The 24,820-nt window shown below is 70.6% G+C and carries 23 protein-coding genes and 1 pseudogene; 20 read left to right on the top strand and 4 right to left on the bottom strand.

Annotated elements, in window-relative coordinates; all coding sequences use genetic code 11:
* Positions 1–103: 103 nt before the first annotated feature.
* The 7 genes and pseudogenes from SH922_RS28395 (at position 104) to SH922_RS28425 (ending at position 7,982) form a co-directional block, all read left to right on the top strand.
* A complete protein-coding gene (locus SH922_RS28395; protein ID WP_393063715.1) occupies positions 104–1,822 on the top strand; it encodes an ABC transporter substrate-binding protein in 1,719 nt (572 codons plus the stop codon).
* Between the two features lie 141 nt (positions 1,823–1,963).
* Positions 1,964–2,896, top strand: a pseudogene (locus tag SH922_RS28400) (ABC transporter permease); the annotation flags it as partial.
* A gap of 75 nt (positions 2,897–2,971) precedes the next feature.
* Positions 2,972–4,060, top strand: a complete 1,089-nt coding sequence (locus tag SH922_RS28405) for an ABC transporter ATP-binding protein (protein ID WP_393063716.1) — start codon at positions 2,972–2,974, stop codon at positions 4,058–4,060.
* Positions 4,061–4,083: 23 nt separating this feature from the next.
* Entirely contained in the window at positions 4,084–5,316 is a 1,233-nt protein-coding gene (locus SH922_RS28410; protein WP_393060791.1) for an ABC transporter ATP-binding protein, read from the top strand.
* Positions 5,317–5,334: 18 nt separating this feature from the next.
* Positions 5,335–5,994 (top strand): trimeric intracellular cation channel family protein, encoded by a 660-nt coding sequence (locus SH922_RS28415; RefSeq protein ID WP_393060794.1) that lies wholly within the window; start codon positions 5,335–5,337, stop codon positions 5,992–5,994.
* A 71-nt stretch (positions 5,995–6,065) separates the two neighbouring features.
* Positions 6,066–6,932, top strand: coding sequence for a thioesterase family protein (locus SH922_RS28420; RefSeq protein WP_393060796.1), 867 nt, complete (start codon positions 6,066–6,068; stop codon positions 6,930–6,932).
* Positions 6,933–6,989: 57 nt separating this feature from the next.
* Entirely contained in the window at positions 6,990–7,982 is a 993-nt protein-coding gene (locus SH922_RS28425; RefSeq protein ID WP_393060798.1) for a helix-turn-helix transcriptional regulator, read from the top strand.
* A gap of 1 nt (position 7,983) precedes the next feature.
* Here the strand turns inward: SH922_RS28425 and SH922_RS28430 are convergent, their stop codons facing one another.
* Entirely contained in the window at positions 7,984–8,625 is a 642-nt protein-coding gene (locus SH922_RS28430) for a TetR family transcriptional regulator (RefSeq protein WP_393060800.1), read from the bottom strand.
* A gap of 87 nt (positions 8,626–8,712) precedes the next feature.
* Between SH922_RS28430 and SH922_RS28435 the strand changes: the two genes are divergently transcribed.
* The 3 genes from SH922_RS28435 (at position 8,713) to SH922_RS28445 (ending at position 10,602) form a co-directional block, all read left to right on the top strand.
* Positions 8,713–8,889 carry a hypothetical protein gene (locus tag SH922_RS28435; RefSeq protein WP_393063841.1) on the top strand — a complete coding sequence of 59 codons (177 nt, stop codon included), beginning with the start codon at positions 8,713–8,715 and terminating at the stop codon, positions 8,887–8,889.
* 49 nt (positions 8,890–8,938) lie between these two features.
* A complete protein-coding gene (locus tag SH922_RS28440; RefSeq protein WP_393060802.1) occupies positions 8,939–9,277 on the top strand; it encodes a DUF4190 domain-containing protein in 339 nt (112 codons plus the stop codon).
* A 155-nt stretch (positions 9,278–9,432) separates the two neighbouring features.
* Positions 9,433–10,602: a cysteine desulfurase family protein gene (locus SH922_RS28445; RefSeq protein WP_393060804.1), complete on the top strand. Its 1,170-nt coding sequence runs from the start codon at positions 9,433–9,435 to the stop codon at positions 10,600–10,602.
* A gap of 25 nt (positions 10,603–10,627) precedes the next feature.
* Here SH922_RS28445 and SH922_RS28450 read toward each other — a convergent pair whose 3' ends face one another.
* Entirely contained in the window at positions 10,628–11,305 is a 678-nt protein-coding gene (locus SH922_RS28450; RefSeq protein WP_393060806.1) for an N-acetylmuramoyl-L-alanine amidase, read from the bottom strand.
* Between the two features lie 61 nt (positions 11,306–11,366).
* Here SH922_RS28450 and mnmA point away from each other — a divergent pair, with 61 nt between their 5' ends.
* Positions 11,367–12,506 carry a tRNA 2-thiouridine(34) synthase MnmA gene (gene mnmA, locus SH922_RS28455; protein ID WP_393060808.1) on the top strand — a complete coding sequence of 380 codons (1,140 nt, stop codon included), beginning with the start codon at positions 11,367–11,369 and terminating at the stop codon, positions 12,504–12,506.
* Between the two features lie 126 nt (positions 12,507–12,632).
* On the opposite strand, the gene SH922_RS28460 is transcribed toward mnmA, so the two are convergent.
* Positions 12,633–13,433, bottom strand: a complete 801-nt coding sequence (locus tag SH922_RS28460; RefSeq protein WP_393060810.1) for an alpha/beta fold hydrolase — start codon at positions 13,431–13,433, stop codon at positions 12,633–12,635.
* Positions 13,434–13,540: 107 nt separating this feature from the next.
* Entirely contained in the window at positions 13,541–13,876 is a 336-nt protein-coding gene (locus tag SH922_RS28465) for a DUF427 domain-containing protein (protein ID WP_393060812.1), read from the bottom strand.
* A gap of 77 nt (positions 13,877–13,953) precedes the next feature.
* Between SH922_RS28465 and SH922_RS28470 the strand changes: the two genes are divergently transcribed.
* The 9 genes from SH922_RS28470 to gatB all read left to right on the top strand — a co-directional run bounded on the left by SH922_RS28470 (position 13,954) and on the right by gatB (position 24,755).
* A complete protein-coding gene (locus SH922_RS28470; protein WP_393060814.1) occupies positions 13,954–14,493 on the top strand; it encodes a TIGR00730 family Rossman fold protein in 540 nt (179 codons plus the stop codon).
* A 38-nt stretch (positions 14,494–14,531) separates the two neighbouring features.
* Positions 14,532–15,221, top strand: a complete 690-nt coding sequence (locus SH922_RS28475; protein ID WP_393060816.1) for an SDR family oxidoreductase — start codon at positions 14,532–14,534, stop codon at positions 15,219–15,221.
* Positions 15,222–15,291: 70 nt separating this feature from the next.
* Positions 15,292–16,317, top strand: a complete 1,026-nt coding sequence (locus SH922_RS28480) for a methionine synthase (protein ID WP_393060818.1) — start codon at positions 15,292–15,294, stop codon at positions 16,315–16,317.
* A gap of 30 nt (positions 16,318–16,347) precedes the next feature.
* Positions 16,348–18,558 (top strand): NAD-dependent DNA ligase LigA, encoded by a 2,211-nt coding sequence (gene ligA, locus SH922_RS28485; protein WP_393060820.1) that lies wholly within the window; start codon positions 16,348–16,350, stop codon positions 18,556–18,558.
* Between the two features lie 315 nt (positions 18,559–18,873).
* A complete protein-coding gene (locus SH922_RS28490) occupies positions 18,874–20,988 on the top strand; it encodes a putative bifunctional diguanylate cyclase/phosphodiesterase (RefSeq protein WP_393060822.1) in 2,115 nt (704 codons plus the stop codon).
* A 205-nt stretch (positions 20,989–21,193) separates the two neighbouring features.
* The gene (gatC, locus tag SH922_RS28495) at positions 21,194–21,490 is read left to right on the top strand and encodes an Asp-tRNA(Asn)/Glu-tRNA(Gln) amidotransferase subunit GatC (protein WP_003966094.1); all 297 of its coding nucleotides are present in this window, start codon (positions 21,194–21,196) and stop codon (positions 21,488–21,490) included.
* 6 nt (positions 21,491–21,496) lie between these two features.
* Positions 21,497–22,999, top strand: coding sequence for an Asp-tRNA(Asn)/Glu-tRNA(Gln) amidotransferase subunit GatA (gatA, locus tag SH922_RS28500; RefSeq protein ID WP_393060824.1), 1,503 nt, complete (start codon positions 21,497–21,499; stop codon positions 22,997–22,999).
* Positions 22,996–23,238, top strand: a complete 243-nt coding sequence (locus SH922_RS28505; protein ID WP_393060826.1) for a hypothetical protein — start codon at positions 22,996–22,998, stop codon at positions 23,236–23,238. The genes gatA and SH922_RS28505 overlap by 4 nt, the downstream gene beginning before the upstream one ends.
* Positions 23,239–23,252: 14 nt before the next feature.
* On the top strand, positions 23,253–24,755 hold the full coding sequence (gene gatB, locus SH922_RS28510) for an Asp-tRNA(Asn)/Glu-tRNA(Gln) amidotransferase subunit GatB (protein ID WP_393060828.1): 1,503 nt from the start codon (positions 23,253–23,255) through the stop codon (positions 24,753–24,755).
* Positions 24,756–24,820: the final 65 nt, after the last annotated feature.

Here is a 24,820-nt window from a genome sequence, read left to right on the forward strand (position 1 = left end):
CGCTCGTCACGTGCGACATGCCACGGCAACCATCGATTGAGGGGGATTTCCTCAGGTGAAGACCAGAAAAACGACAGCGTTGGTCGCTACGGCTGTGGTCCTGATGCTGGGAGCGTCCGCGTGCAACGGCTCCAAGGACGACAACGGCGGCGGCAAGGACGGCGGCAGCAGCGCCGGAGCCACTGACGCCGCGCTGACCTCGATCGTCAACAAGTCCGACAAGAAGGGCGGGACTCTCAAGCTGGAGATGTCCGACGAGCCCGACTCGCTGGACCCCGGCAACACGTACTACGGCTGGGTGCAGAACTTCGCCCGCCTGTACGGCCGTACCCTGACGTCCTTCAAGCCGGCTGCCGGCAAGGAGGGTCTGGAGATCGTCCCGGACCTCGCCGAGGGCCTCGGCAAGGCGAGCCCGGACGCGAAGACCTGGACGTACACGCTGAAGAAGGGTCTCAAGTACGAGGACGGGACCCCGATCACCTCGAAGGACGTCAAGTACGCCGTCGAGCGCTCCAACTTCGCGCCGGAGGCCCTGTCCAACGGCCCGACGTACTTCAAGGCCCACCTCGTCGGTGGCGACAAGTACAAGGGCCCGTACAAGGACAAGAACCCGAACGGCATCGCCTCCATCGAGACGCCGGACGACACCACGATCGTCTTCAAGCTGAAGGACGCCTTCGCGGACTTCGACTACCTGGCGACCTTCTCGCAGACGGCCCCCGTGCCGGCCGCGAAGGACAAGGGTGCCGACTATGTGAAGCACATCGTGTCCTCGGGCCCGTACAAGTTCGAGTCGTACGACGAGGGCCGCGGCGCGACCCTCGTCCGCAACACGAACTGGGACCCGAAGACCGACCCGATCCGCCCGGCGCTGCCGGACAAGGTGACGGTCCGCTTCAAGGTCAAGCAGGAGACGGTCGACAACAACCTGCTCGCCGACAACATCACCGTTGACGGTGCCGGCACCGGTGTCGCCCCGGCGACCCAGCCGAAGGTCCTCACCAAGGCCGACCTGAAGAAGCAGATCGACAACTCGTACGCGGGTGCCACCTCGTACATCGGTCTGAACGTCAACGTCGCGCCGTTCGACAACATCCACTGCCGCAAGGCCGTGCAGTGGGGCATCGACAAGGCGTCGGTCCAGGCCGCCCAGGGTGGCGACCCCAAGGGTGACGTCGCGACGACCCTGCTGCCGCCGACGGTCAACGGCTACGAGAAGTTCGACCAGTACGAGTCCGCCGGCCACAAGGGCGACGAGGCCAAGGCCAAGGACGAGCTGAAGCAGTGTGGCAAGCCGAACGGCTTCGACACCAAGATCTCGGCCCGCTCCGACCGCCCCGCCGAGATGGCCATGGTCACCGCGGTGCAGGCTTCGCTGAAGAAGATCGGCGTCAACGCCGAGATCAAGACCTTCCCGGCGGGCAAGTACTTCCAGAACTTCGCGGGCAACCCGAGCTACGTGCACGCGAACAAGCTCGGCATGATCATGAGCGCCTGGGGTGCTGACTGGCCGACCGGCTTCGGCTTCCTGGACCAGATCATCAACGGCTCGGCCATCAAGCCGTCCGGTGGTAACAACGTCCAGGAACTGAACGACCCGAAGATCAACAAGCTGCTCAACGAGGGCATCGCCAACACCGACGACGCCGCCCGTGCGAAGGCCTGGGCCAACGTCGACAGGGCTGTCGCCGAAGGCGCCACCGCTGTGCCGCTGATCTACCGCAAGAACCTGCTGCTCCGCCCGGTGTCCGCGACGAACGTCACGGTCACGCAGGCCTACCTCGGCATGTACGACTACGTGCTGATGGGTTCCGCCAAGTAGGAACGGCCCCGCTTCCCGGGCCGCGCACGCGGCCCGGGAAGCGGCCTCCGGACCCCCAGAATTGTCCCGAAAGGCAGGTGAAGGCACGGTGTCCGAACGCATGGGTAGCCCCCGGCGAGCAGATACCGGCGCCGGATAGCTGTGGCTGCGTACATCATCCGACGCGTCTTCGGCGCGGTACTGCTGCTGTTGATCGTCAGCGCAGTCACCTTCGCGATCTTCTTCCTCGTCCCCCGACTGGCCGGGCAGACGATGGACCAATTGGCAGCCCAGTACGTGGGCAAGGACGCCAATCCGCAGTCCATCCTCGCGGTCAAGCAGAACCTCGGCCTCGACCAGCCGCTGTACATCCAGTACTGGCACTTCCTCAAGCAGCTCTTCGTCGGCGCCGACTTCCAGTTCGGCCCCGAGGCCACGCACTGCGGCGTGCCGTGCTTCGGCTACTCCTTCAAGCGTCACATCGAGGTGTGGCCCGAGCTGACCGCGCGTATCCCGGTCACGTTCTCGCTGGCCATCGGTGCCGCGGTGATCTGGCTGATCAGCGGTGTGGCGATCGGAGTCGTCTCCGCGCTGAAGCGGGGCTCGATCCTCGACCGCTTCTTCATGGGCGTCGCGCTCGCCGGTGTCTCCCTGCCGATCTTCTTCACCGGCATGCTCGCGCTGGGTGTGCTGACGGTGCAATGGCCCATCTGGGAAGGCGTCAACTACGTCCCGTTCACGGACAGTCCGCTGGACTGGGCGTGGAACCTGCTGATCCCGTGGTGTTCCCTGGCCTTCCTCTATTCCGCGCTCTACGCCCGCATCACCAGAGCCGGGATGCTGGAGACGATGGGCGAGGACTACATCCGTACCGCCCGTGCCAAGGGCCTCAAGGAGAGCCGGGTCATCGGCAAGCACGGCCTGCGGGCCGCGCTCACCCCCATCGTGACCATCTTCGGAATGGACTTCGGTCTGCTGGTCGGAGGCGCCGTCATCACCGAGACCGTGTTCTCCTTCCCCGGACTCGGCCAGTACGCCATCAAGAGCGTGCAGGAGAACGACCTTCCGATCGTCATGGGCGTGACCCTCGTCGCCGCCTTCTTCATCGTCATCTGCAATCTGCTGGTGGATCTGGTGTACGCCGCCATCGACCCCCAGGGTGAGGCTCTCGTGAGTGAGGTTTCCAAGACCGAGGCGCCGGGCGAGCCGGTGGCCGGCCGGCGTTCCGGCGACGACGAGGCCTTCCTCTCCGTACGGGATCTGCGTATCCACTTCCAGACCGACGACGGGCTGGTCAAGTCGGTCGACGGCGTCAGCTTCGACGTGAAGCCCGGACAGACCCTCGGCATCGTGGGCGAGTCCGGCTCCGGCAAGTCCGTCACCTCGCTCGGCGTGCTCGGCCTGCACCGCACGGCCCCCAACGCCCGTATCTCCGGCGAGGTCTGGCTGGACGGCGAGGAGCTGCTCGGCGCGTCCGACGACCGGGTACGGGAGCTGCGCGGCCGAAAGATGGCCATGATCTTCCAGGACCCGCTCTCCGCGATGCACCCGTACTTCTCGGTCGGCTCGCAGATCGTGGAGGCCTACCGGGTCCACAACAAGGTCAGCAAGAAGATCGCCCGCACCCGCGCCATCGAGATGCTCGACCGGGTCGGCATCCCCGAGCCGCACAAGCGGGTCGACTCCCACCCGCACGAGTTCTCCGGTGGTATGCGCCAGCGCGCCATGATCGCGATGGCCCTGGTCAACAACCCGGAACTGCTCATCGCCGACGAGCCGACCACCGCCCTGGACGTCACCGTCCAGGCGCAGATCCTGGACCTGATCCGGGACCTGCAGAAGGAGTTCGGCTCCGCCGTCATCATGATCACCCACGACCTCGGGGTCGTGGCGGAGATGGCCGACGAGCTCCTGGTGATGTACGGCGGCCGGTGCATCGAGCGCGGTCCGGCGGAGAAGGTCTTCTACGAGGCCCAGCACCCCTACACCTGGGGCCTGCTCACCTCGATGCCGCGCATCGACCGTGAGCAGACCGAGCGGCTGATCCCCGTCAAGGGCCAGCCGCCGTCGCTGATCAACGTCCCGAGCGGCTGCGCCTTCAACCCGCGCTGCCCGTACGCGGACATCCCCGAGGACAACGTCACCCGCACGACGCGTCCCGAGCTGGAACTGGTCGGCGACGGCCACTTCTCCGCCTGCCACATGGCACCGGAGGAGCGGACCCGGATCTGGACCGAAGAGATTGCGCCGAAGCTGTGAGCGAGGCGAGTGAGGTGAGCGACGTGAGCGAGAAGAAGGATCCCCCGGTGCTGGAGAAGGACGTGAGGATCCCGGAGCAGGCGACCTCCTCGCGCGAGCCGCTGCTCAGGGTCGAGGGCCTGGTCAAGCACTTCCCGATCCGCAAGGGGCTGCTGGGACGGCAGACCGCCGCGGTCAAGGCCGTCGACGGGATCGACTTCGAGGTGTACCCGGGGGAGACCCTGGGCGTCGTCGGCGAGTCCGGCTGCGGCAAGTCGACGATGGGCCGGCTCATCACCCGGCTGATCGAACCGACGGGCGGCAAGGTCGAGTTCGAGGGCCGGGACATCACGCACCTGTCCATGGGGAAGCTGCGGCCGATGCGCCGTGACGTCCAGATGATCTTCCAGGACCCGTACTCCTCGCTGAACCCGCGGCACACGATCGGCACGATCGTGAGCGCGCCGTTCAAGCTCCAGGGCGTCGAGCCCGAGGGGGGTCTCAAGAACCACGTCCAGGAGCTGCTGTCGCTGGTCGGGCTCAGCCCCGAGCACTACAACCGCTACCCGCACGAGTTCTCCGGCGGTCAGCGCCAGCGCATCGGCATCGCCCGCGCGCTCGCCCTGCGCCCGAAGCTGGTCGTCGCCGACGAGCCGGTCTCGGCGCTGGACGTGTCGATCCAGGCACAGGTGGTCAACCTGCTGGACGACCTCCAGGACGAGCTCGGGCTCACGTACGTGATCATCGCGCACGACCTCTCGGTCATCCGCCATGTCTCGGACCGCATCGCGGTCATGTACCTGGGCAAGATCGTCGAGCTGGCGGACCGCAAGTCGCTGTACTCGGCGCCCATGCACCCGTACACCAAGGCCCTGATGTCCGCGGTGCCGGTGCCGGACCCGCGGCGGCGCGGCCTGAAGAGCGAGCGCATCCTGCTCAAGGGCGATGTGCCCTCGCCGATCTCGCCGCCCAGCGGCTGCCGGTTCCACACCCGGTGCTGGAAGGCGACGGAGATCTGCAAGACGCAGGAGCCGCCGCTGATCGCGCTGAAGACCGGCCACCAGGTCGCCTGTCACCACCCGGAGAACGCTCCGGACCAGGTGCCGGGGGAGCAGGTGCTGGCCGCGGCCCGGGAAGCGGTCGAGCTGGTCACGGTCGCCAAGGCGGATCCGGTCGTGGAGCCGGAGGCGGTCGCGAAGGCGGAAACGGTCGCGGAGCCCGAAACCGCGACGCCGTCGGAGGCCTCCGGGGCCTCGGAGGACAGCCCCAAGGAGTAGTACCGGCACAATTGCCCGGTGCTCAACGAACTGTTCACGCCCTCCGTCCAGCATGCGCTCGACATCGTCGGGATCTTCGTCTTCGCGATCTCGGGCGCTCTGCTCGCCGTACGCAAGAACTTCGATGTCTTCGGCATCGCGGTGCTCGCCGAGGTGACCGCGCTGGGCGGGGGGCTGTTCCGTGACCTGATCATCGGCGCGGTGCCGCCCGCCGCCTTCACGGACCTCGGGTACTTCACCACCCCGCTGTTCGCCGCCGGCCTGGTCTTCTTCCTGCACCCGCAGGTCGAACGGATCCAGCTCGGCGTCAACGTCTTCGACGCGGCCGGCCTCGGGCTCTTCTGCGTCACGGGGACGGTGAAGGCGTACGACTACGGCCTGGGTCTCACCGCGTCGGCGGCGCTCGGTCTGGCCACCGCGGTCGGCGGCGGTGTGCTGCGCGACGTGCTGGCCAACGAGGTGCCGTCGCTGCTGCGCTGGGACCGTGACCTGTACGCGGTGCCCGCCATCGTCGGGGCGACCATGATCGTGCTCTGCATCCGCTTCGACGCACTCAACGCCTTCACCAGCGGCTGCGCGGTGCTCACGGCGTTCGTGCTGCGGCTCCTGGCGCTGCGCTACCACTGGCGGGCCCCGCGCGCCTACAACCGGCGCTCGGCGACACCGGACGAGGGATAGGCCGGCTGCCGTCATCTCACCGACGCGCAAAAGCTACCGCTCAGTAACGCGATCGGTGTAGCGTGCATGCCATGGCACAGGCAGCAGAGCAGGCGGCAACGACCGCGCAGGCGACCATCGGGGACAGCGAGTTCGACCGGGACACCGCAGTCACCCTCCGCGAGGAAGGCGTCTACGACGCAGAGCTCTCCGCGGGCTGGACGATCATCCACGCGGTCAACGGCGGCTATCTGCTGGCCATGCTCGGCCGCGCACTCGGTGAGGCACTGCCGCACCCGGACCCCTTCTCGGTCTCGGCGCACTACCTCACCGCATCCGTCCCCGGCCCCGCCGTGATCCGTACCCAGACCGTCCGCACCGGACGCACCCTCTCCACCGGACAGGCCTCGCTCTTCCAGTACGCCGCCGACGGCACCGAGGTCGAGCGCATCCGGGTCATCGCCACCTACGGCGATCTGGACGCCCTGACCGACGACATCCGCACGTCCGCCAAGCCGCCGGCCATCCCGCCCCGCGAGCACTGCCTCGGCCCGGGCGACGGCCCGGCCGCGATCCCCGGCAGCTCCGCGATCACCGAGCGGCTCGACATCAAGCTCGACCCCGCGACGATCGGCTGGGCCGTCGGTCAGCCCTCCGGCAAGGGCGAGATGCGCGGCTGGTTCGGGCTCGCGGACGGCCGTGACGCCGACCCGCTCTCGCTGCTCCTCACCGTCGACGCGCTGCCGCCGACCTCCTTCGAGCTCGGGCTCAAGGGCTGGACCCCGACCATCGAGCTCACCACCCACATCCGCTGCCGCCCCGCCCCCGGCCCCCTCCGTGTCTCCATCACCACGCGCAACCTGGCGGGCGGCTTCCTGGAGGAGGACGCGGACGTCTGGGACAGCGCCGACCGGCTGGTCGCCCAGTCCCGCCAGCTCGCCCGCGCACCGCGCAGCTGAAGGCCCGCACCGCCCCCGGTCCGGAATCGCCGGTCCGGCCCGGGAGATGCTGGTCCGGTGAAATCCGACCGGCTGCTCTCGATCCTGCTGCTGCTCCAGACCCGCCGTCTGGTGCCCGCCACCGAGCTGGCCGAGCGCCTCGACGTCTCCGTACGCACCATCTACCGGGACGTCGAGGCGCTCTCGGCGTCCGGCGTGCCCGTCTATGCCGAACGCGGCCGCCACGGCGGCATCGTTCTGCTGCCCGGGTTCCGTACCGACGTCACCGGGCTGACCGCCGACGAGTCGCGCGCCCTGTTCGTCCTGGCCGCGGACGGCGCCCACGCCGCGCTCGGGCTCGACGAGGCGATCGCCTCCGCCCTGCGCAAGGTGATGGCGGCGCTGCCCGCCCCGCACCGCCCCGCCGCCGAACTGACCAGCCGCCGCATCCTCGTGGACCCGGTGCGCTGGATGAGCGGACCGCGCGCCGTCGTCGACATCGCCGACCTGTACGACGCCGTGTTCGCCGACCGGCGGCTGCGGCTGCGCTACCGGCACAGCGGTACGAGGACGGCCCGCACCTACACCGTCGATCCCTACGGCCTCGTGGTGAAGGCGGGCGTCTGGTACCTGGTCGCCGACCACGACGCGGAGCCCCGGCTGTACCGCGCCGACCGGGTGCGGGGGGTCACCCTCACCGAGGACCCGGTCGTGCGCAGGCCCGGCGTGGAACTGACACACGTCTGGGAGGAGTTGCGTCGCCAGGTCGAGGAACGGCAGGGGGAGTTCACCCTGCGGGTGCGGGTGCACCGCTCCCGGCTCGACCTGTTCCTGCGGCTGAACGCGGGTGTGCTCACGGGGAGACCGAGACCCGATGAACAGGACGGCGAGTGGCTGCGGGCCGACCTTGCCGTGGAGTCGGTGGAATGGGCGCGCTCCCTGCTCTCCTTCGGCCCCAACGTCGAGGTGCTGGAGCCGCCGGAGGCCCGTGCGGTGGTGGCCGCGCACGCGGCCGCGGTCATGGCGCTGTACGGGGACCGGGAGCCGGGGGCGTCCGGAGGCGGGGCTTGATTCAGGGGCCGGCGTCCGGCGCGGGTCCGTCCAGCCAGTGCAGGCGGCCCAGGGTGACCAGCCGCAGGCGGCGGCGGGCGACGCGGGCCACCTGTGCGTCGCCTGCCGGGCCGGCGTCCAGCATGGCCGACGCGGTGATCACCATGTGGTCGACGTAGAGGCCCCCCAGCATCAGCAGATCCTCCTCGTCCCAGCCCCGTGACTCGGGCTCGTCCGCCAGCGCCGCCGCCACTTCCTCGGCGAACCGCTGGAGCTGGGCGGCGATCGCCTCGCGGACCGGGCCGACCCCGCCGTGCTGCTCGCGGGCGATGAAGCGGAAGTGCGCGGGCTGCTCCCGGACGTGGCGCGCTATCAGATCGACGCTGCGGTCCAGCCGGACCTCGCTGTCGCCGGTCTCGGCGAGGATCGCGCCGATCATTCCGTGGAGGCTGCCCAGCGTCTGCTCGACCAGAGCCACCCCGAGCGCGGCGATGTCGTCGAAGTGCCGGTAGAAGGCCGTGGGCGTGACACCCACGGCTCGCGTCACCTCGCGCAGTCCCAGGCTGCTCAGACTCTGGTGCTCCAGCAGCCCGAGGGCGGCGTCCAGCAGGGCCTGGCGTGTCTTCAGCTTCTGGGTCTGGCGGATGCCGGCGGTGTGACTCATGCCATTCAGTAAACAACTGTTCTCTGGTGCGGGAAAGGGGAGTGCGGGTCTAGACTGACAAGTCAGTGAACAGTCGTACTCTCAATCATGGAAAGGCTGACCATGATCGTCCTCGTCGTCGCCCTGCTCCTGCTGGGGATCGTGCTGGGAGCGGTGGTCCAGATTCCGCTTCCGCTGTCCCTCACGCTCGGCGCCCTGATCGGCTGCTGGCTGCTGGTCTTCGTCGTACGCGAGCGGACGGGCGCACGCCGCCGCTCCCAGTGACCGCCCGGCCGTCCACCGCAGCGCATCCAGATCCGAAGGAGTCCGCACGATGACACTCACCACATCCACCCGCCGCTCCGAAGCCACCGCCCGGCCCCCCGTCGACGACACCTCCGCCCCGGCCGCCCACTCCACCCCGCCCCGGCGCTCCGCCCGGGACGCGGACGGTCTCGCCGTCGCGTCCTTCGTCCTCGGCCTCGTCGGCCTCCTGGTGATGAACCTTCTGCTCGGCCCGGCGGCCATCGTCATGGCGATCGTCGCGCTGGCCCGCTCCACCACCCGTCGCGGCCGCGCCCTGCTCGGGCTCGCGCTCGGCGTCGCCGACCTGGTGATCCTCGCCTTCCTCGTCACCGGAAACGGCGTCGTCGCCTGGAACTTCGGCGGCTGACGGAGCGCGGATCCTGACGCTCGCCCCGACCGGATCGGGCTCCGGACCGGGCTCCGGGCCGGACGGGTCGGACCCCGCCTTTCGCGGTGCGCGGGCACCGGGACACCATGCGCTCGCCGTACGCCCCGCCGCAGGCTCGTAGAATCGAGCCCACCATGGCTTACCTCGACCACGCCGCGACCACGCCGATGCTGCCGGAGGCGATCGCGGCGATGACCGCGCAGCTCGCCGTCACCGGCAACGCGTCCTCACTCCACGCCGCCGGGCGCCGGGCCCGCCGCACCGTCGAGGAGTCCAGAGAGACCCTCGCCGACGCCCTCGGCGCCCGCCCCAGCGAGGTGGTCCTCACCTCCGGCGGCACCGAGTCGGACAACCTCGCGGTGAAGGGCCTGTACTGGGCCCGCCGCGACGCCGACCCCCGCCGCACCCGGGTCCTGGCCAGCCCCGTCGAGCACCACGCGGTGCTGGACGCCGTCGACTGGCTCGCCGAGCACGAGGGCGCGACCGTCGAGTACCTCCCCGTCGACCGGTACGGCCGCGTCCACCCCGACGTGCTGCGCGAGGCGCTGGTCCGTAACCCCGACGACGTCGCGATGATCACCGTGATGTGGGCGAACAACGAGATCGGCACCGTCATGCCGGTACGTGAACTGGCCGAGGTCGCCCGCGAGTTCGACGTCCCCATGCACGCCGACGCGGTACAGGCCTTCGGGCAGCTCGAAGTCGACTTCGCCCGCTCCGGACTCGCCGCGATGACCGTGAGCGCGCACAAGATCGGCGGCCCGTTCGGAGTCGGCGCGCTGCTGCTCGGCCGCGAGTACACCCCCGTACCCGTGATGCACGGCGGAGGACAGGAGCGCCGTGTGCGCTCCGGGACCCTGGACGTGCCCGGCGTCGCCGCGTTCGCCGTCGCGGGACGGCTCGCGGCCGACGGGCGAGAGGATTTCGCCCGGGAGATCGGCGGGCTCCGCGACGAGCTGGCCGCGGCCGTCCTGGCTCAGGTCCCGGACGCCGTCCTCGGCGGCGACCCGGCCCCCGGCGGCCGGCTGCCGGCCAACGCGCACTTCACCTTCCCCGGCTGCGAGGGCGACTCGCTCCTGCTGCTGCTGGACGCGCAGGGCATCGAATGCTCCACCGGCTCCGCCTGTACGGCCGGGATCGCCCAGCCCAGCCACGTCCTGCTGGCCACCGGCACGGATCCGGACCTGGCCCGTGGCACCCTGCGGTTCTCGCTGGGCCACACCTCGACCAAGCAGGACGTCGAGGACGTGGCGCGGGCGATCGGCCCGGCGGTGAAGCGGGCGAGGACGGCGGGGCTCAGCTGACGCCGCCTCTTTCGCCTGCCAGCCGTCAGACTTTCGCCGCCCGGACCAGCTTCATGTAGCGGTCCCAGTCCCAGCCCCTTCCCGGGTCCGTGTGGTCGGTCCCCGGCACCTCCACGTGCCCGATGATGTGCTCGCGGTCCACCGGTATGTCGTACCTCGCGCATATCGCCGCGGTGAGCCGGGCGGACGCCCCGTACATCGCCGTGGTGAAGCCCTGCGGGCGTTCCACGAAGCCCTCGTGCTCGATGCCCACGCTGCGTTCGTTGTAGGAGCGGTTGCCCGCGTGGAAGGCGACGTCCAGCTCGCGGATCATCTGTGTCACATGACCGTCCTTGCGCACCACGTAGTGCGCAGCGGCCCGGTGCCCCGGGTCCTGGAAGACCTGGACCGCGCTGCTGAAGCTGCCCTGTGTGACGTGGATGACCACGCGGTCGATGTCGTAGTCGTCGGGGCGGTCCGCGCGCCGCCAGTTCGCCTCGGAGGCAGCCGTCCAGGTGGCCCGTGCGTAATCCACCTCACCCGGTGTGCGCGGCTTCTCCACTCCGGGCAGCCGCCACCAGGCCCGCTTCAGCTGCTCCCGCGCCAGCGCCGCCGTACCTGCCGCGGTGACGACGCCGCCGATCAGCACCGCGCGCCGGCTGATCCCGCTGCCGGTCCCCGATCCTGCGGGGCCCTTGGCGCCCGCCGTCCCCTTGGTCCCCATGTGACCGACAACGCTTATCCGCGAGCATTCGGTTCCCGGCGACCCGTACCCTGGTGGAGCTATGACTCAGACTTCCCAGCGCCCCCTCCGTGTGCTCGCCGCCATGTCGGGCGGTGTCGACTCCGCCGTCGCGGCGGCCCGCGCCGCCGAGGCGGGCCACGACGTGACCGGTGTGCACCTCGCCCTCTCCGCGAACCCGCAGTCCTTCCGGACCGGCGCCCGGGGCTGTTGCACCATCGAGGACTCCCGGGACGCCCGCCGTGCCGCGGACGTCATCGGCATCCCCTTCTACGTCTGGGACCTCGCGGAACGCTTCCGCGAGGACGTCGTGGAGGACTTCGTCGCCGAGTACGAGGCGGGGCGCACCCCCAACCCGTGCCTGCGCTGCAACGAGAAGATCAAGTTCGCGGCCCTGCTCGACAAGGCCCTGGCGCTCGGCTTCGACGCGGTCTGCACCGGCCACTACGCCACCGTGGTCCTCGCCGAGGACGGCAGCCGTGAGCTGCACCGCGCCTCCGACATGGCCAAGGACCAGAGCTACGTCCTCGGCGTCCTGGACGAGCGCCAGCTCGCCCACGCGATGTTCCCGCTCGGTGACACCCTCACCACCAAGGACGAGATCCGCGCCGAGGCCGAGCGCCGGGGCCTGGCGGTCGCCAAGAAGCCCGACAGCCACGACATCTGCTTCATCGCCGACGGCGACACCCAGGGCTTCCTGGCTGACCGCCTGGGCGGCAAGGCGGAGGGCGACATCCTGGACGAGTCCGGTACGAAGCTCGGCACCCACGAGGGCGCCTTCGGCTTCACCATCGGTCAGCGCAAGGGCCTGCGCATCGGCCACCCGGCCGCCGACGGCAAGCCGCGCTACGTCCTGGACATCTCCCCGGTGAACAACACGGTGACCGTCGGCCCCGTCGAAGCCCTGGACGTGACCGCCCTGACGGCGATCAGGCCCCGCTGGTGCGGCACACCGCCGTCAGGCCCCGGCACGTACACCGCCCAGCTCCGCGCCCACGGCGGCGAGACCGAGGTGAGCGCCGAGCTGGTGGACGGGACGCTCAGCGTCGCGTTCACCGAGCCGGTACGGGGCGTGGCCCCCGGCCAGGCGGTCGTGCTGTACGACGGCACCCGCGTGGTCGGGTCGGCGACGATCGCCACCACGGTGCGGCGGGAGACGGCGGCGGGGGTCACCTCCGACTGACCGGTGCGGCCGGTCCGTCACTCGGCGCCCGACAACGCCCCCCGGTGCCCCGCGCGGCAACGCCCGACCCCTGTACGGGCGTGGCCGCGCGGGGGGCTCTGGCCCCCCGGCCCGCCCGGTGTGCTCTCAGGACGTCTGGCGCGCGTGCACGTCCCGGGTGAAGAACTCCGCCAGGACCGGAGCGATCACCTGCGGCGCCAGCTCCCGCGTCTGCCCCGTCAGGGTGCGGTGCCGGCCCCGGGGCAGGGCGTCCGCCAGCAGGCGGGTCGACGTCCTGGCGGTGGCCGCGCTGAAGCCGCCGCAGACCACCAGGGTCCGCGCCGTCACCGAGGCGAACCGCTCCGCCGGAACCGCCCCGTTGCCCAGCACCGCGTCGTCGTACGCGAGGGTGTGCGCCACGGACTCCAGCGTCCGCCACAGCGGCGCCTTCCGCATCCTGGCGACCGTGTCGGCCGCGACCCCCGTCACGGACAGGAACAGCTCCACCGCCCCGCCCCGGTCCCCGGCGGACAGCAGCCGGTGCAGCCGGGCCGTGCAGCCGGCCTTGAACAGCAGGCCCGCTGCCCCCGGGGTGTACGGCGGCTCGTACACCGCGAGCCGCGCGACCGGGAGCCCGGCGGCCTGCGCCTCCAGGGCGAGCGCACCGCCGGCCCCGACACCGAACACCGAGGGCCGGCCGCCCACCGCCCGGGCGAGCGCGGCCAGGTCCTCGGTCTCGCGCTCCACCGCGTAGGGCGACCCGTCCCCACTGGCGCCCCGGCCTCGCCGGTCGTACGTGACGACCTCGAAGTGCGGCGCGAGGAGACGGGCCAGCGGGGCCTCGGTCACCGCGGTGCCCAGCGCGCCGCTCACCAGAATCAGCGGCGGTCCTTCGCCCCGGCGCCGGTACGCGATCAGGGTGCCGTCGCGGGAGAGAGTCTTGTCCATGTGGAGGTGGACTGCGGGGCGTGCGGAAACTCATCGCTCTCCGCGAAGACTTTCCGAACTTTCTCTTCTTCGCGGCTCAGAACTGTTGTTGACGAGCGGCCGACCCTTCAGTCCGCGAGAGTCTCGGTGTCGTAGAAGCAGAAGTGGTCCTTGATCGCGGCCACTTCGTCCTTCGGGTCCGGGTACGCCCAGACGAGGTCGGCCGCATCCGGGCGGGACCAGTAGGAGGCATCTCCCTTGAACGGGCAGTGGGTTCCGGTCTCCGACGCCGTCAGCAGCTCGGTGCGGACGTCCTCGGGCGGCAGGTAGTAGCGGACCGGACAGCCCGTCTCGCGCAGGACGAGCGGGCGCCGGCTCTCGGCGAGCAGCACTCCGTCGCGGACCACGCGCACATGCTCGGTGCCGGGCTCGACGGTGATGTGGTGTCCTCGGGTGGCAGTCATGTACTTCTCAGCCCCGCGACCCATGGGTTTCTTCCCCGGATTCCGCACTGTCGGTGCCGGGCTCTACCGTGGCACCCATGAAGATCTGCGTTTTCCTCTCCGCCGCCGACCTCGACGACCGCTACACCTTGCCCGCCCGCGAGTTCGCCGAACTGATCGGCCGCGGCGGGCACACCCTGGTCTGGGGCGGTTCGGAGAGCGGACTGATGAAGGTCGTCGCCGACGGCGTGCAGGAAGCGGGCGGGAAGTTGGTCGGGGTGTCGGTGGACTTCCTGGCCGCCAAGGCGCGTACGAACGCCGACGAGATGGTGATCGCGGGGGACCTCGCAGAGCGCAAGGCGCTGCTCCTGGAGAAGTCCGACGCGATCGTGATCATGGTGGGCGGCACCGGCACGCTCGACGAGGCCACCGAGATCCTGGAGCTCAAGAAGCACGGCAAGCACACCAAGCCGGTCGTGCTGCTCAACACGGCGGGGTTCTACGACGGTCTGCGCCAGCAGTTCCAGCGCATGGAGGACGAGGGCTTCCTCCCGCTGCCGCTGACCGACTTGGTGTTCTTCGCGAAGGACGGGGTCGGCGCCCTCGCCTACCTGGAGGAGTGGGCCGGCCTGCAGTGATGTGGGGGCGGTCAGGTGCCGGGTGCGACGATGGGGGCATGTCCACTCACCTCATCACCGGTGCCGGTTCCGGCATCGGCGCAGCCGTCGCCCGTCGTCTCACGGAGCGCGGGGACGAGCTCGTCCTCCTGGCCCGTGACGCGGGCCGCGCCAAGGAACTGGCCGCGCTCCACCCCGGCGCCCGCACGATCGTCGGCGACCTGTCCAACCCGGACCGGCTCTCCTGGGCCTTCGGCCAGCAGTCGATGCCGGAGCGGCTGGACTCGCTGCTGCACATCGCGGGCGTCGTCGAACTCGGCCGCGTCGGCGAGCTCACCCCCAAGGCCTGGCACTTCCAGCTCAACGCCAACCTCGTCTCCCCGGCCGAGCTGACCCGCCTCCTCCTGCCCCAGCTGCGCATCGCCCAGGGCCACGTCCTCTTCGTCAACTCCGGCGCCGGGCTCGCCGCCCACGCCGAGTGGGGCGCCTACGCTGCGAGCAAGCACGGACTGAAGGCGCTGGCCGACTCGCTGCGCCACGAGGAGCACGGGAACGGGGTCCGGGTGACGTCCGTGTACCCGGGTCGCACCGCCAGCCCCATGCAGGCCAAGGTCCACCAGCAGGAGGGCAAGGAGTACGACGCCTCGCGCTGGATCGACCCGGAGTCCGTCGCCACCACGATCCTGATGGCGCTGGACCTGCCCCGCGACGCCGAGGTCAACGACCTCACGGTGCGTCCCGGCCGCTGACGGGCCGGCCGGCGAAACGAGGCGCCCGGCCGCTGACGGTCCGGGCGGGGAACCGCCGTAGGCTTCCCGCGTGAGCGAGAAGAGCAAGTTCAGCGGGTGCCCGGCCACCGGAATCGGTTCGATGCCCGGAGGGGACGCACGGGAGGCGGCGAAGACCGTCACCGGCTCCTTCGGGGACGGCCAGGGCGTGCCGTATCTGGCGGAACTGCCCGCGCGCGGTCCCGGCGCGGACATGATCGGGCGGACCATCGGGCTGCTCGTCGAGATGTACGGACACGTCGAGCCGAGCGGCTGGCGCATCAGCGACCGGCCCGGGCGCGACACCCGCCGGGCCCGGTCCTGGCTCGGCGAGGACCTCGACGCACTGGAGGAGTTCACCCAGGGGTACGAGGGCCCGCTCAAGGTGCAGGCCGTCGGGCCGTGGACGCTGGCCGCCGCGCTCGAGCGCCGGAGCGGCGAGGCCGTCCTCGGCGACCCCGGCGCCTGCCGCGACCTGGCCGGCTCGCTCGCGGAGGGGCTGCGCAACCACCTCGCCGAGGTGCGGCGCCGGATGCCCGGTGCGCGCGTGATCCTCCAGCTCGACGAACCGTCACTGACCGGGGTCCTGCTCGGGCGGATCAGAACGGCGAGCGGCTACCGCACCTACCGGGCCGTGGACCGCCAGGTCGTGGAGGACACGCTGCGCGAGGTGCTGGGCGTGGCCGGAGACGGAGCCACGGTCGTGCACACCTGCGCTCCCGACGTGCCGTTCGCCCTGCTGCGCCGGGCCGGGACCGACGGGATCTCCTTCGATTTCTCCCTGCTCACCGAGCGTGAGGAGGAGGCGATCGGGGAAGCGGTCGAGGGCGGTACCCAGCTGTTCCTCGGGGTGGTGCCGGGCACCGACCCGGCCTCGGGCGGATTGTCGGACCCGGGCGGTAGCGTCATGGGTGTCAGGACGCTGTGGCGCAGGCTGGGGCTGAATCCGGGGACTCTGACCGAGTCCGTGGCGATCACCCCCTCGTGCGGTCTCGCGGGTGCCTCGCCCGCGTACGCCCGTGCCGCGCTCGCCCACTGCGCCCGGGCCGCGAAATCGCTCGCAGACAACCCTGAGTAACGGGGTACTGGGTAACGGGAGGACGGGACGATGGCCGGCGAACAGCAGACGTCACTGCCAGGTGAACAGGAGACGGCGGTGCCGGCGGAGGCACGGGAGCGGCACGCGCTCCTCGCCGAGCAGATCGAGGAGCACCGCTTCCGTTATTACGTGAACGACCAGCCGGTCGTCAGCGACGCGGAGTTCGACCGGCTGATGCGTGAGCTGGAGGCCCTGGAGGACGAGTACCCGCAGCTGCGCACGCCGGACTCGCCGACCCAGAAGGTCGCGGGGCCGTACCGGACGGAATTCACCTCCGTTGCGCACCGCGAGCGGATGCTGTCCCTGGACAACGCCTTCGACGACGAGGAGCTGGCCGCCTGGGGCGAGCGAGTCGCCCGGGACGTGGGGGCCACCGGCTACCACTTCCTGTGCGAGCTCAAGATCGACGGCCTCGCGGTCAACCTCACCTACGAGCACGGGCTGCTGACCCGGGCCGCGACCCGGGGCGACGGCCGCACCGGCGAGGACATCACGCCCAACGTCCGGACGATCGCGGAGATCCCGCACCGGCTGAAGGGCGACCGGATCCCGGAGCTGGTCGAGATCCGCGGCGAGGTCTTCTTCCCGATGGAGGGATTCGAGGAGCTGAACGCCCGGCTGGTGGAGGCCGACGACAAACCCTTCGCCAACCCGCGCAACGCGGCGGCCGGTTCGCTGCGCCAGAAGGACCCCAAGGTCACCGCCACCCGGCCGCTGCACATGGTGGTCCACGGCATCGGCGCCCGTGAGGGCTTCGACATCGACTGCCTCTCGCACGCCTACGAGCTGCTTCACGAGTGGGGTCTGCCCACCGCCAAGTACAACAAGGTGGTGGACTCCCTCGCCGGGGTGCGGGAGTTCATCGCCTACTTCGGCGAGCACCGGCACTCCGTGGAGCACGAGATCGACGGTGTCGTCGTCAAGCTCGACGAGATCCCGCTCCAGGGCCGGCTCGGCTCCACCTCCCGCGCCCCGCGCTGGGCGATCGCCTGGAAGTACGCGCCGGAGGAGGTCAACACCAAGCTGGTCAACATCCGCGTCGGCGTCGGCCGCACCGGCCGCGTCACCCCGTACGCCCAGGTCGAACCGGTCGAGGTGGCGGGCTCCGAGGTCGAGTTCGCGACGCTGCACAACCAGAACGTGGTCCGCGCGAAGGGCGTCCTGATCGGCGACACCGTCGTGCTCCGCAAGGCCGGCGACGTGATCCCGGAGATCCTCGGCCCGGTCGTCGACCTCCGGGACGGCACCGAGCAGGCCTTCGTCATGCCCACCCACTGCCCCGAGTGCGGGACGGAGCTGCGGCCGATGAAGGAGGCCGACATCGACGTCCGCTGCCCCAACGCCCGCTCCTGCCCGGCGCAGCTGCGGGAGCGGGTCGCCTACCTGGCGGGTCGCAAGTGCCTGGACATCGACCACTTCGGATACGTCGCGGCCGCAGCCCTGACCCGGCCGCTGGAGCCCGCCGATCCGCCGCTCCGGGACGAGGGCGACCTCTTCGGGCTGACCGTCGAGCAGCTGCTGCCCATCCGCGCGTACGTCCTCGACATGGACAGCGGGCTGCCCAAGCGGGACCCGAAGACGGGTGAGGAGAAGATCGCGACGGTCTTCGCCAACCAGCAGGGCGAGCCGAAGAAGAACGCCCTCGCCATGCTGGACGCCATCGCCGAGGCGAAGGAGGCCCCGCTGGCCCGGATCCTCACCGGGCTCTCCATCCGCCATGTCGGGCCGGTCGCCGCGCAGGAGCTGGCCCGCCAGTTCCGGTCCATCGACCGGATCGACGAGGCCACCGAGCAGGAGCTGTCCGACGCCGACGGGGTCGGGCCCATCATCGCCGCCTCGGTCAAGCAGTGGTTCGCCGAGGAGTGGCACCGCGAGATCCTGCGCAAGTGGCGGGAGGCCGGGGTCCGGATGGAGGACGAGGGCGCCGGCGAGGAGGAGGGGCCGAGGCCGCTCGAAGGGCTCACCGTCGTCGTGACCGGCACCCTGACCGGGCACACCAGGGACGGTGCGAAGGAGGCCCTCCAGAGCCGTGGGGCGAAGGTCACCGGTTCGGTCTCGAAGAAGACGTCCTTCGTGGTGGTCGGCGACAACCCCGGATCGAAGTACGACAAGGCGATGCAGCTGAAGGTGCCCGTGCTGGACGAGGACGGCTTCGCGGTGCTGCTCGAACAGGGGCCCGACGCGGCGCGCGAGGCCGCGGTTCCGGTCGAGGAGCAGTAGGGGAGCGGAAGGAAGTGTGCCGGACGGTGAGGAGGGGGTGACGCACCGTCGGATTCACCCGATCGGCGCATAGCAGATGCTGACGGATGGTCGGTTCGCATTCGGGCAAGAGCTGTAGACCGCTGCCCCTGGACGCCTTCGGCGGCCTACTGTTGGGAGATGCGCCTGCGGTACCCGGCCCCCGCACGGGACAGGGCGTGGAGGCACGGAACGGAACCATCAGGTGACATCGGCACCGCCGGCTGTGAGAGGGACGGAATGAAACCGACCGAGAACGCCGCACCGGGGTCGCGGCTGCAAGGTTTCGTCAGCCTCATGCCCAAAGTGGGTGCCGTCGTCGTGGCCCTCGCCACGGTCCAGCTCGCGACCGGTTTCTACCGGACCGTGAGCGGCGGGCACGCCCTCTTCCCGGACGGGAAGGCCGGCTGGTCGCTCGCCGTCCTCACCGGGATAGTCGTCGGCCATCTGGTCGCGCTCGGCCGCGACCGCTGGTGGGGCGGCACCGGTTCCGGCGCCGCCCTCACCCTCGCCGTGCTGCTCCTCTACGGCTGGGTGCCCGCGGGCCTGGTCAGCCTGGTCGTGGTCGTCCTCGTCGGTGTGGCACGGCGGCACCGCTGGTGGCAGGGGCTGCTGCACGGGGCGGTGGACATCCTGGGCGTGGGCGCGGCGGCGCTGGTCCTGGCCGCGTTCGGTGAGGTGCAGACCGTCGAATCGCCCTGGCGGCCACTCGACTGGGGCATCGACGCCGTCCCGGAAGTCCTGCTCGCGGCCTCCACGTATCTCCTCGTCACCCGGGTCCTGCTGTGGTACGCCCGGTCCCCGCAGAGCGGCGGGCTGCCGACGGTCGCCCGCACCGCGCTGCTGAGGCAGGGGCTGGTAGCCGTCGCCCTCCTCGGCATCGCACCGCTGATCTGCGTCGTCGCGATGGCCATGCCCGTCCTGCTGCCCCTCTTCGCGGTCCCGCTGATCGCGCTCGACTCCACGCTCTGGATCGCCCGTGCCAGGGCCGAGGAGCAACTGCGGGACCCGCTGACCGGACTGCCGAACAGACAGTGGCTGCTGGAGCGGACGTGGACGGCGCTGGAGGAGGCCGAGAGCCTCGGCAGCCGGGTCGGCCTCGTCCTGATCGACCTCGACCGCTTCCGGGCGGTCAACGACACCCTCGGCCATCTCGCCGGGGACCGGCTGCTGCTGCAGATAGCGGACCGGCTGCGGCTCGCCCTGCCGCGCGGCGCGGAGGCGGCGAGGCTCGGAGGCGACGAGTTCGCCGTCCTGCTGCCGGCCGCGGACTCCGCCACCAGTGCCCAGCGCGTCGCCCGCCATCTGGTGGCCGAGCTCTCCTCACCACTGGACCTCGACGGACTCACGCTGGTGCTGGAGGCCAGCGCGGGCGTCGCCGTCTACCCCGACCACGCGCTGGACGCGGAGGGGCTGCTCCGGCGTGCGGACGTGGCGATGTACCAGGCCAAGCGCGACCGGACGGGCGTGGAGGTGTACGAGTCGAAGCGCGACAGCAACACCCCGGACCGGCTCGGCCTCCTCGGTGATCTGCGGCGCGCGCTGGACGCCGGCGAGGTGGAGCTGCACTACCAGCCGAAGGTCCGGTTCGACGGTCAGGTGGCCGGCCTGGAGGCGCTGGTGCGCTGGGTGCATCCGGAGCGGGGGAGGGTCCCCCCGGACGAGTTCATCGCCATTGCCGAGTCGTCCGGGCTGATGCCGCACCTCACGGAGTACGTCCTGGAGACGGCGCTGGCGCAGGTCGCCCGGTGGCGGGCGCAGGGACTGTTCGTCCCGGTCGCGGTCAACGTGTCCCCACGCGATGTGCACACCCCCGGATTCGCGGGCAGCGTCGCGGCCCGGCTGGCCCGGCACGGCGTCCCGCCCGGCGCCCTGCAGCTGGAGATAACGGAACACGTGTTGCTGGAGGACCCGCAGCGGGCCGCGGACACGCTGGCCGGACTGACCGCACACGGCGTGAAGATGTCCCTGGACGACTTCGGTACGGGGTACTCCTCGCTGGTCCACCTGCGGCGGCTGCCGGTCAGCGAGCTCAAGATCGACCGGTCGTTCGTGGCCCGGCTCGCCATCGACCACGAGGACGCGGAGATCGTCCGCTGCACGATCGACCTGGCCCACTCGCTCGGTCTGGTGGTCGTCGCCGAGGGCGTCGAGGACGACGAGACGTGGGAGCGGCTGCGGGACCTGGGCTGCGACGCGGTCCAGGGTTGGCTGGTGGCGGCCGCGATGCCGCCGCAGGAGACGACCGCGTGGCTGCGGGCGCGCGGCGAGCACGGATGGCGGCGGCCGGCGGAGCTGGCAGCGGCTGCCGCGGCGGCCGCCGCGGCAGCGAGTGTGGCCGCTGCGGCGACGCCCGAGCTGGAGCAGCGGCCGTCCGGGCGGGCGGTCGAATCGCGGCCCGCGACGACGTAGGGCGGGCGTGGGGCGCGGGGCTGCCGTGAGGTGACCGGAGGCGCCCGGTGGCCGCTTTGTCCTGGAGCGCCGCACGGGCTTGACGGGTGCCGACGGCCGCTTTGTCGTCGAGCGCCGGGCGGGTCTTCCACGGGTGGCCGTAGCCGGTGCAAGCGACACCATAGGATTGGGCCAAAACCACACACCAACCCCTGAGGATCGCTGCATGCCTGGCATCACGCGCGAGGAGGTCGCCCACCTCGCCCGGCTGGCGCGTCTGGAGCTGAAGGGCGAAGAGCTCGATCACTTCGCCGGTCAGCTCGACGACATCATCGGCGCGGTCGCCCGCGTCTCCGAGGTCGCCGACCAAGACGTACCGCCGACCTCCCACCCGCTGCCGCTGACGAACGTCATGCGGGCGGACGAGGTCCGTCCGTCGCTCACCCCCGCGCAGGCGCTCTCCGGCGCCCCGGCCCAGGAGCAGCAGCGTTTCAAGGTGCCGCAGATCCTGGGGGAGGACTAAAAAGTCATGACGGACATCAGCACCATCATCAAGCTCACCGCCGCCGAGATCGCCGCGCAGATCGCTTCGGGTGAGCTCACGGCCGTCGAGGTCACCGAGGCCCACCTGGCCCGGATCGAGGCCGTCGACGAGAAGGTCCACGCCTTCCTGCACATCGACCGCGAGGGCGCGCTCGCGCAGGCCCGCGCCGTCGACGCCAAGAAGGCGGCAGGCGAGAAGCTCGGCCCGCTGGCCGGCGTCCCGCTCGCGCTGAAGGACATCTTCACCACCGAGGACATGCCGACCACCGTCGGCTCGAAGATCCTCGAAGGCTGGGTCCCGCCGTACGACGCGACCGTCACCAAGCGGCTGAAGGCCGCCGACGTCGTGATCCTCGGCAAGACCAACATGGACGAGTTCGCCATGGGGTCCTCCACCGAGAACAGCGCCTACGGTCCCACCGGTAACCCGTGGGACCTCACCCGCATCCCGGGCGGCTCCGGCGGCGGTTCGTCGGCCGCTCTCGCGTCCTTCGAGGCCCCGCTCGCCATCGGCACGGACACGGGCGGCTCCATCCGCCAGCCCGCCGCCGTCACCGGCACCGTCGGCGTCAAGCCCACCTACGGCGGCGTCTCCCGCTACGGCATGGTGGCCTTCTCCTCCTCCCTCGACCAGGGCGGGCCCTGCGCCCGTACGGTCCTGGACGCGGCCCTGCTGCACGAGGCCATCGCCGGGCACGACCCGCTCGACTCGACCTCCATCGACGCCCCGGTCCCGCCGGTCGTCGAGGCCGCGCGCAACGGCTCCGTACAGGGCATGCGCGTCGGTGTCGTGAAGCAGTTCTCGGGCGAGGGCTACCAGGCCGGTGTCGTCCAGCGCTTCAACGAGTCGGTCGAGCTGCTGAAGTCGCTCGGCGCCACGGTCGTCGAGCTGGACTGCCCGTCCTTCGACCTCGGCCTCTCGGCGTACTACCTCATCGCGCCGTCCGAGTGCTCCTCGAACCTCGCCCGCTTCGACGCCATGCGCTACGGCCTGCGGGTCGGCGACGACGGCACTCGGTCCGCCGAGGACGTCACCGCGCTCACCCGTGAGGCCGGCTTCGGCGACGAGGTCAAGCGCCGCATCATCCTCGGTACGTACGCGCTGAGCTCCGGCTACTACGACGCGTACTACGGCTCGGCGCAGAAGGTCCGCACGCTGATCACGCGGGACTTCGAGAAGGCCTTCGAGCAGGTGGACGTCATCGTCTCCCCGACGACGCCCACCACCGCCTTCCCGATCGGCGAGCGCGCAGACGACCCGATGGCGATGTACCTTGCGGACCTGTGCACCATCCCGACCAACCTGGCCGGCAACGCAGCCATGTCGCTGCCCTGCGGCCTGGCGCCGGAGGACGGTCTGCCGGTCGGGCTGCAGATCATCGCCCCCGCCATGAAGGACGACCGGCTGTACAAGGTCGGAGCCGCCGTCGAGGCCGCCTTCGTGGAAAGGTGGGGGCACCCGCTGCTTGAGGAGGCTCCGTCGCTATGAGTGCCATGGCTAAGAAGGCCAAGAACTTCAAGAAGTCCAAGTCCGGCGTGTACATGTCCTTGGGTACCACCGCTTTCGGCGCGCTCAGCGTCGTCAAGCAGGCGAGGATGGCCCGCCAGGACAACGACACGCTGCGGCTGATCGACGCCGCCGTATCCGCCGCCGCGATCGTGACCGGACTCGCGATCCTCTACCGCGAGCTCAAGCGTCTCGGCGACGACGACGTCCTGCTGGGCTGAGAGGGAAAGTTTCAGTGACTGTCATTGACCTGGAGTCGTACGAGGACGCCCTCGCGACGTACGACCCCGTCATGGGCCTCGAAGTCCATGTCGAGCTCGGCACCAAGACCAAGATGTTCTGCGGCTGCTCCACCGAGCTCAAGCAGGACGCCAACTCGCAGACCTGTCCGGTCTGTCTCGGACTGCCCGGCGCGCTGCCGGTCGTCAACGAGATCGGCGTCGAGTCCGCCATCAAGATCGGCCTCGCGCTGAACTGCGAGATCGCCGAGTGGTGCCGTTTCGCCCGGAAGAACTACTTCTATCCGGACATGCCGAAGAACTTCCAGACCTCCCAGTACGACGAGCCGATCGCCTTCGACGGCTATCTGGACGTCCAGCTGGAGGACGGGGAGATCTTCCGGGTGCAGATCGAGCGCGCCCACATGGAGGAGGACACCGGCAAGTCGACGCACGTCGGCGGTGCCACCGGCCGGATCCACGGCGCGTCCCACTCCCTGCTCGACTACAACCGGGCGGGCATCCCGCTCATCGAGATCGTCACCAAGCCGATCGAGGGAGCGGGCGCACGAGCCCCCGAGGTCGCCAAGGCGTACGTCGCCGAGCTCCGCGAGCTCATCAAGGCGCTCGGCGTCTCGGAGGCCCGCATGGAGATGGGCCAGATGCGCTGCGACGTGAACCTGTCGCTGCGCCCGCACGGCCGTGAGACGTTCGGTACCCGCTCCGAGACGAAGAACGTGAACTCGCTGCGTTCCGTCGAGCGGGCCGCCCGCTTCGAGATCCAGCGCCACGCCGCGGTGCTGAACTCGGGCGGCACGATCGTGCAGGAGACCCGGCACTTCCACGAGGAGGACGGCTCCACCACGGCCGGCCGCATCAAGGACAACGCCGAGGACTACCGCTACTTCCCCGAGCCCGACCTGGTGCCGGTCGCCCCGGCCCGGGAGTGGGTCGAGGAGCTCCGCAAGGGGCTTCCCGAGCTGCCGCGGCTGCGCCGCGCCCGGCTCAAGGAGGAGTGGGGTGTCTCCGAGCACGACATGCAGTCCATCCTCAACGCGGGCGCGGTCGACCTGATCGTGGCCACGACCGAGGCGGGCGCCCCGTCGGACCAGGCCCGCAAGTGGTGGATGGGCGAGCTCGCCCGTAACGCCAACGAGACCGGCCGCGGTCTCGACGAGCTGGGTGTCACCCCCGCGCAGGTCGCCAGGGTCGCCGAGCTCGTCACCTCCGGCGATCTCAACGACAAGCTGGCCCGTCAGGTCCTGGAGGGTGTCCTCGCGGGCGAGGGCGACCCGGACACCGTCGTCGAGAAGCGCGGCCTGAAGGTCGTCTCCGACGAGGGTGCGCTGTCCACGGCCGTGGACGAGGCCATCGCGGGCAACGCCGCCATCGCGGACAAGATCCGCGGCGGCAAGGTCGCAGCCGCCGGTGCGCTCGTCGGCGCCGTCATGAAGGCCACCCGTGGCCAGGCGGACGCGGCCCGGGTGCGCGAGCTGATCCTGGAGAAGCTCGGCGTCTAGGGCCTTCCCGTACGTCCGCGAAGGGGCGGTGCATCCGGTTCTCCACCGGGCGCACCGCCCCTTCG

Source organism: Streptomyces sp. LN549, assembly GCF_043203805.1.
Taxonomy (GTDB): domain Bacteria; phylum Actinomycetota; class Actinomycetes; order Streptomycetales; family Streptomycetaceae; genus Streptomyces.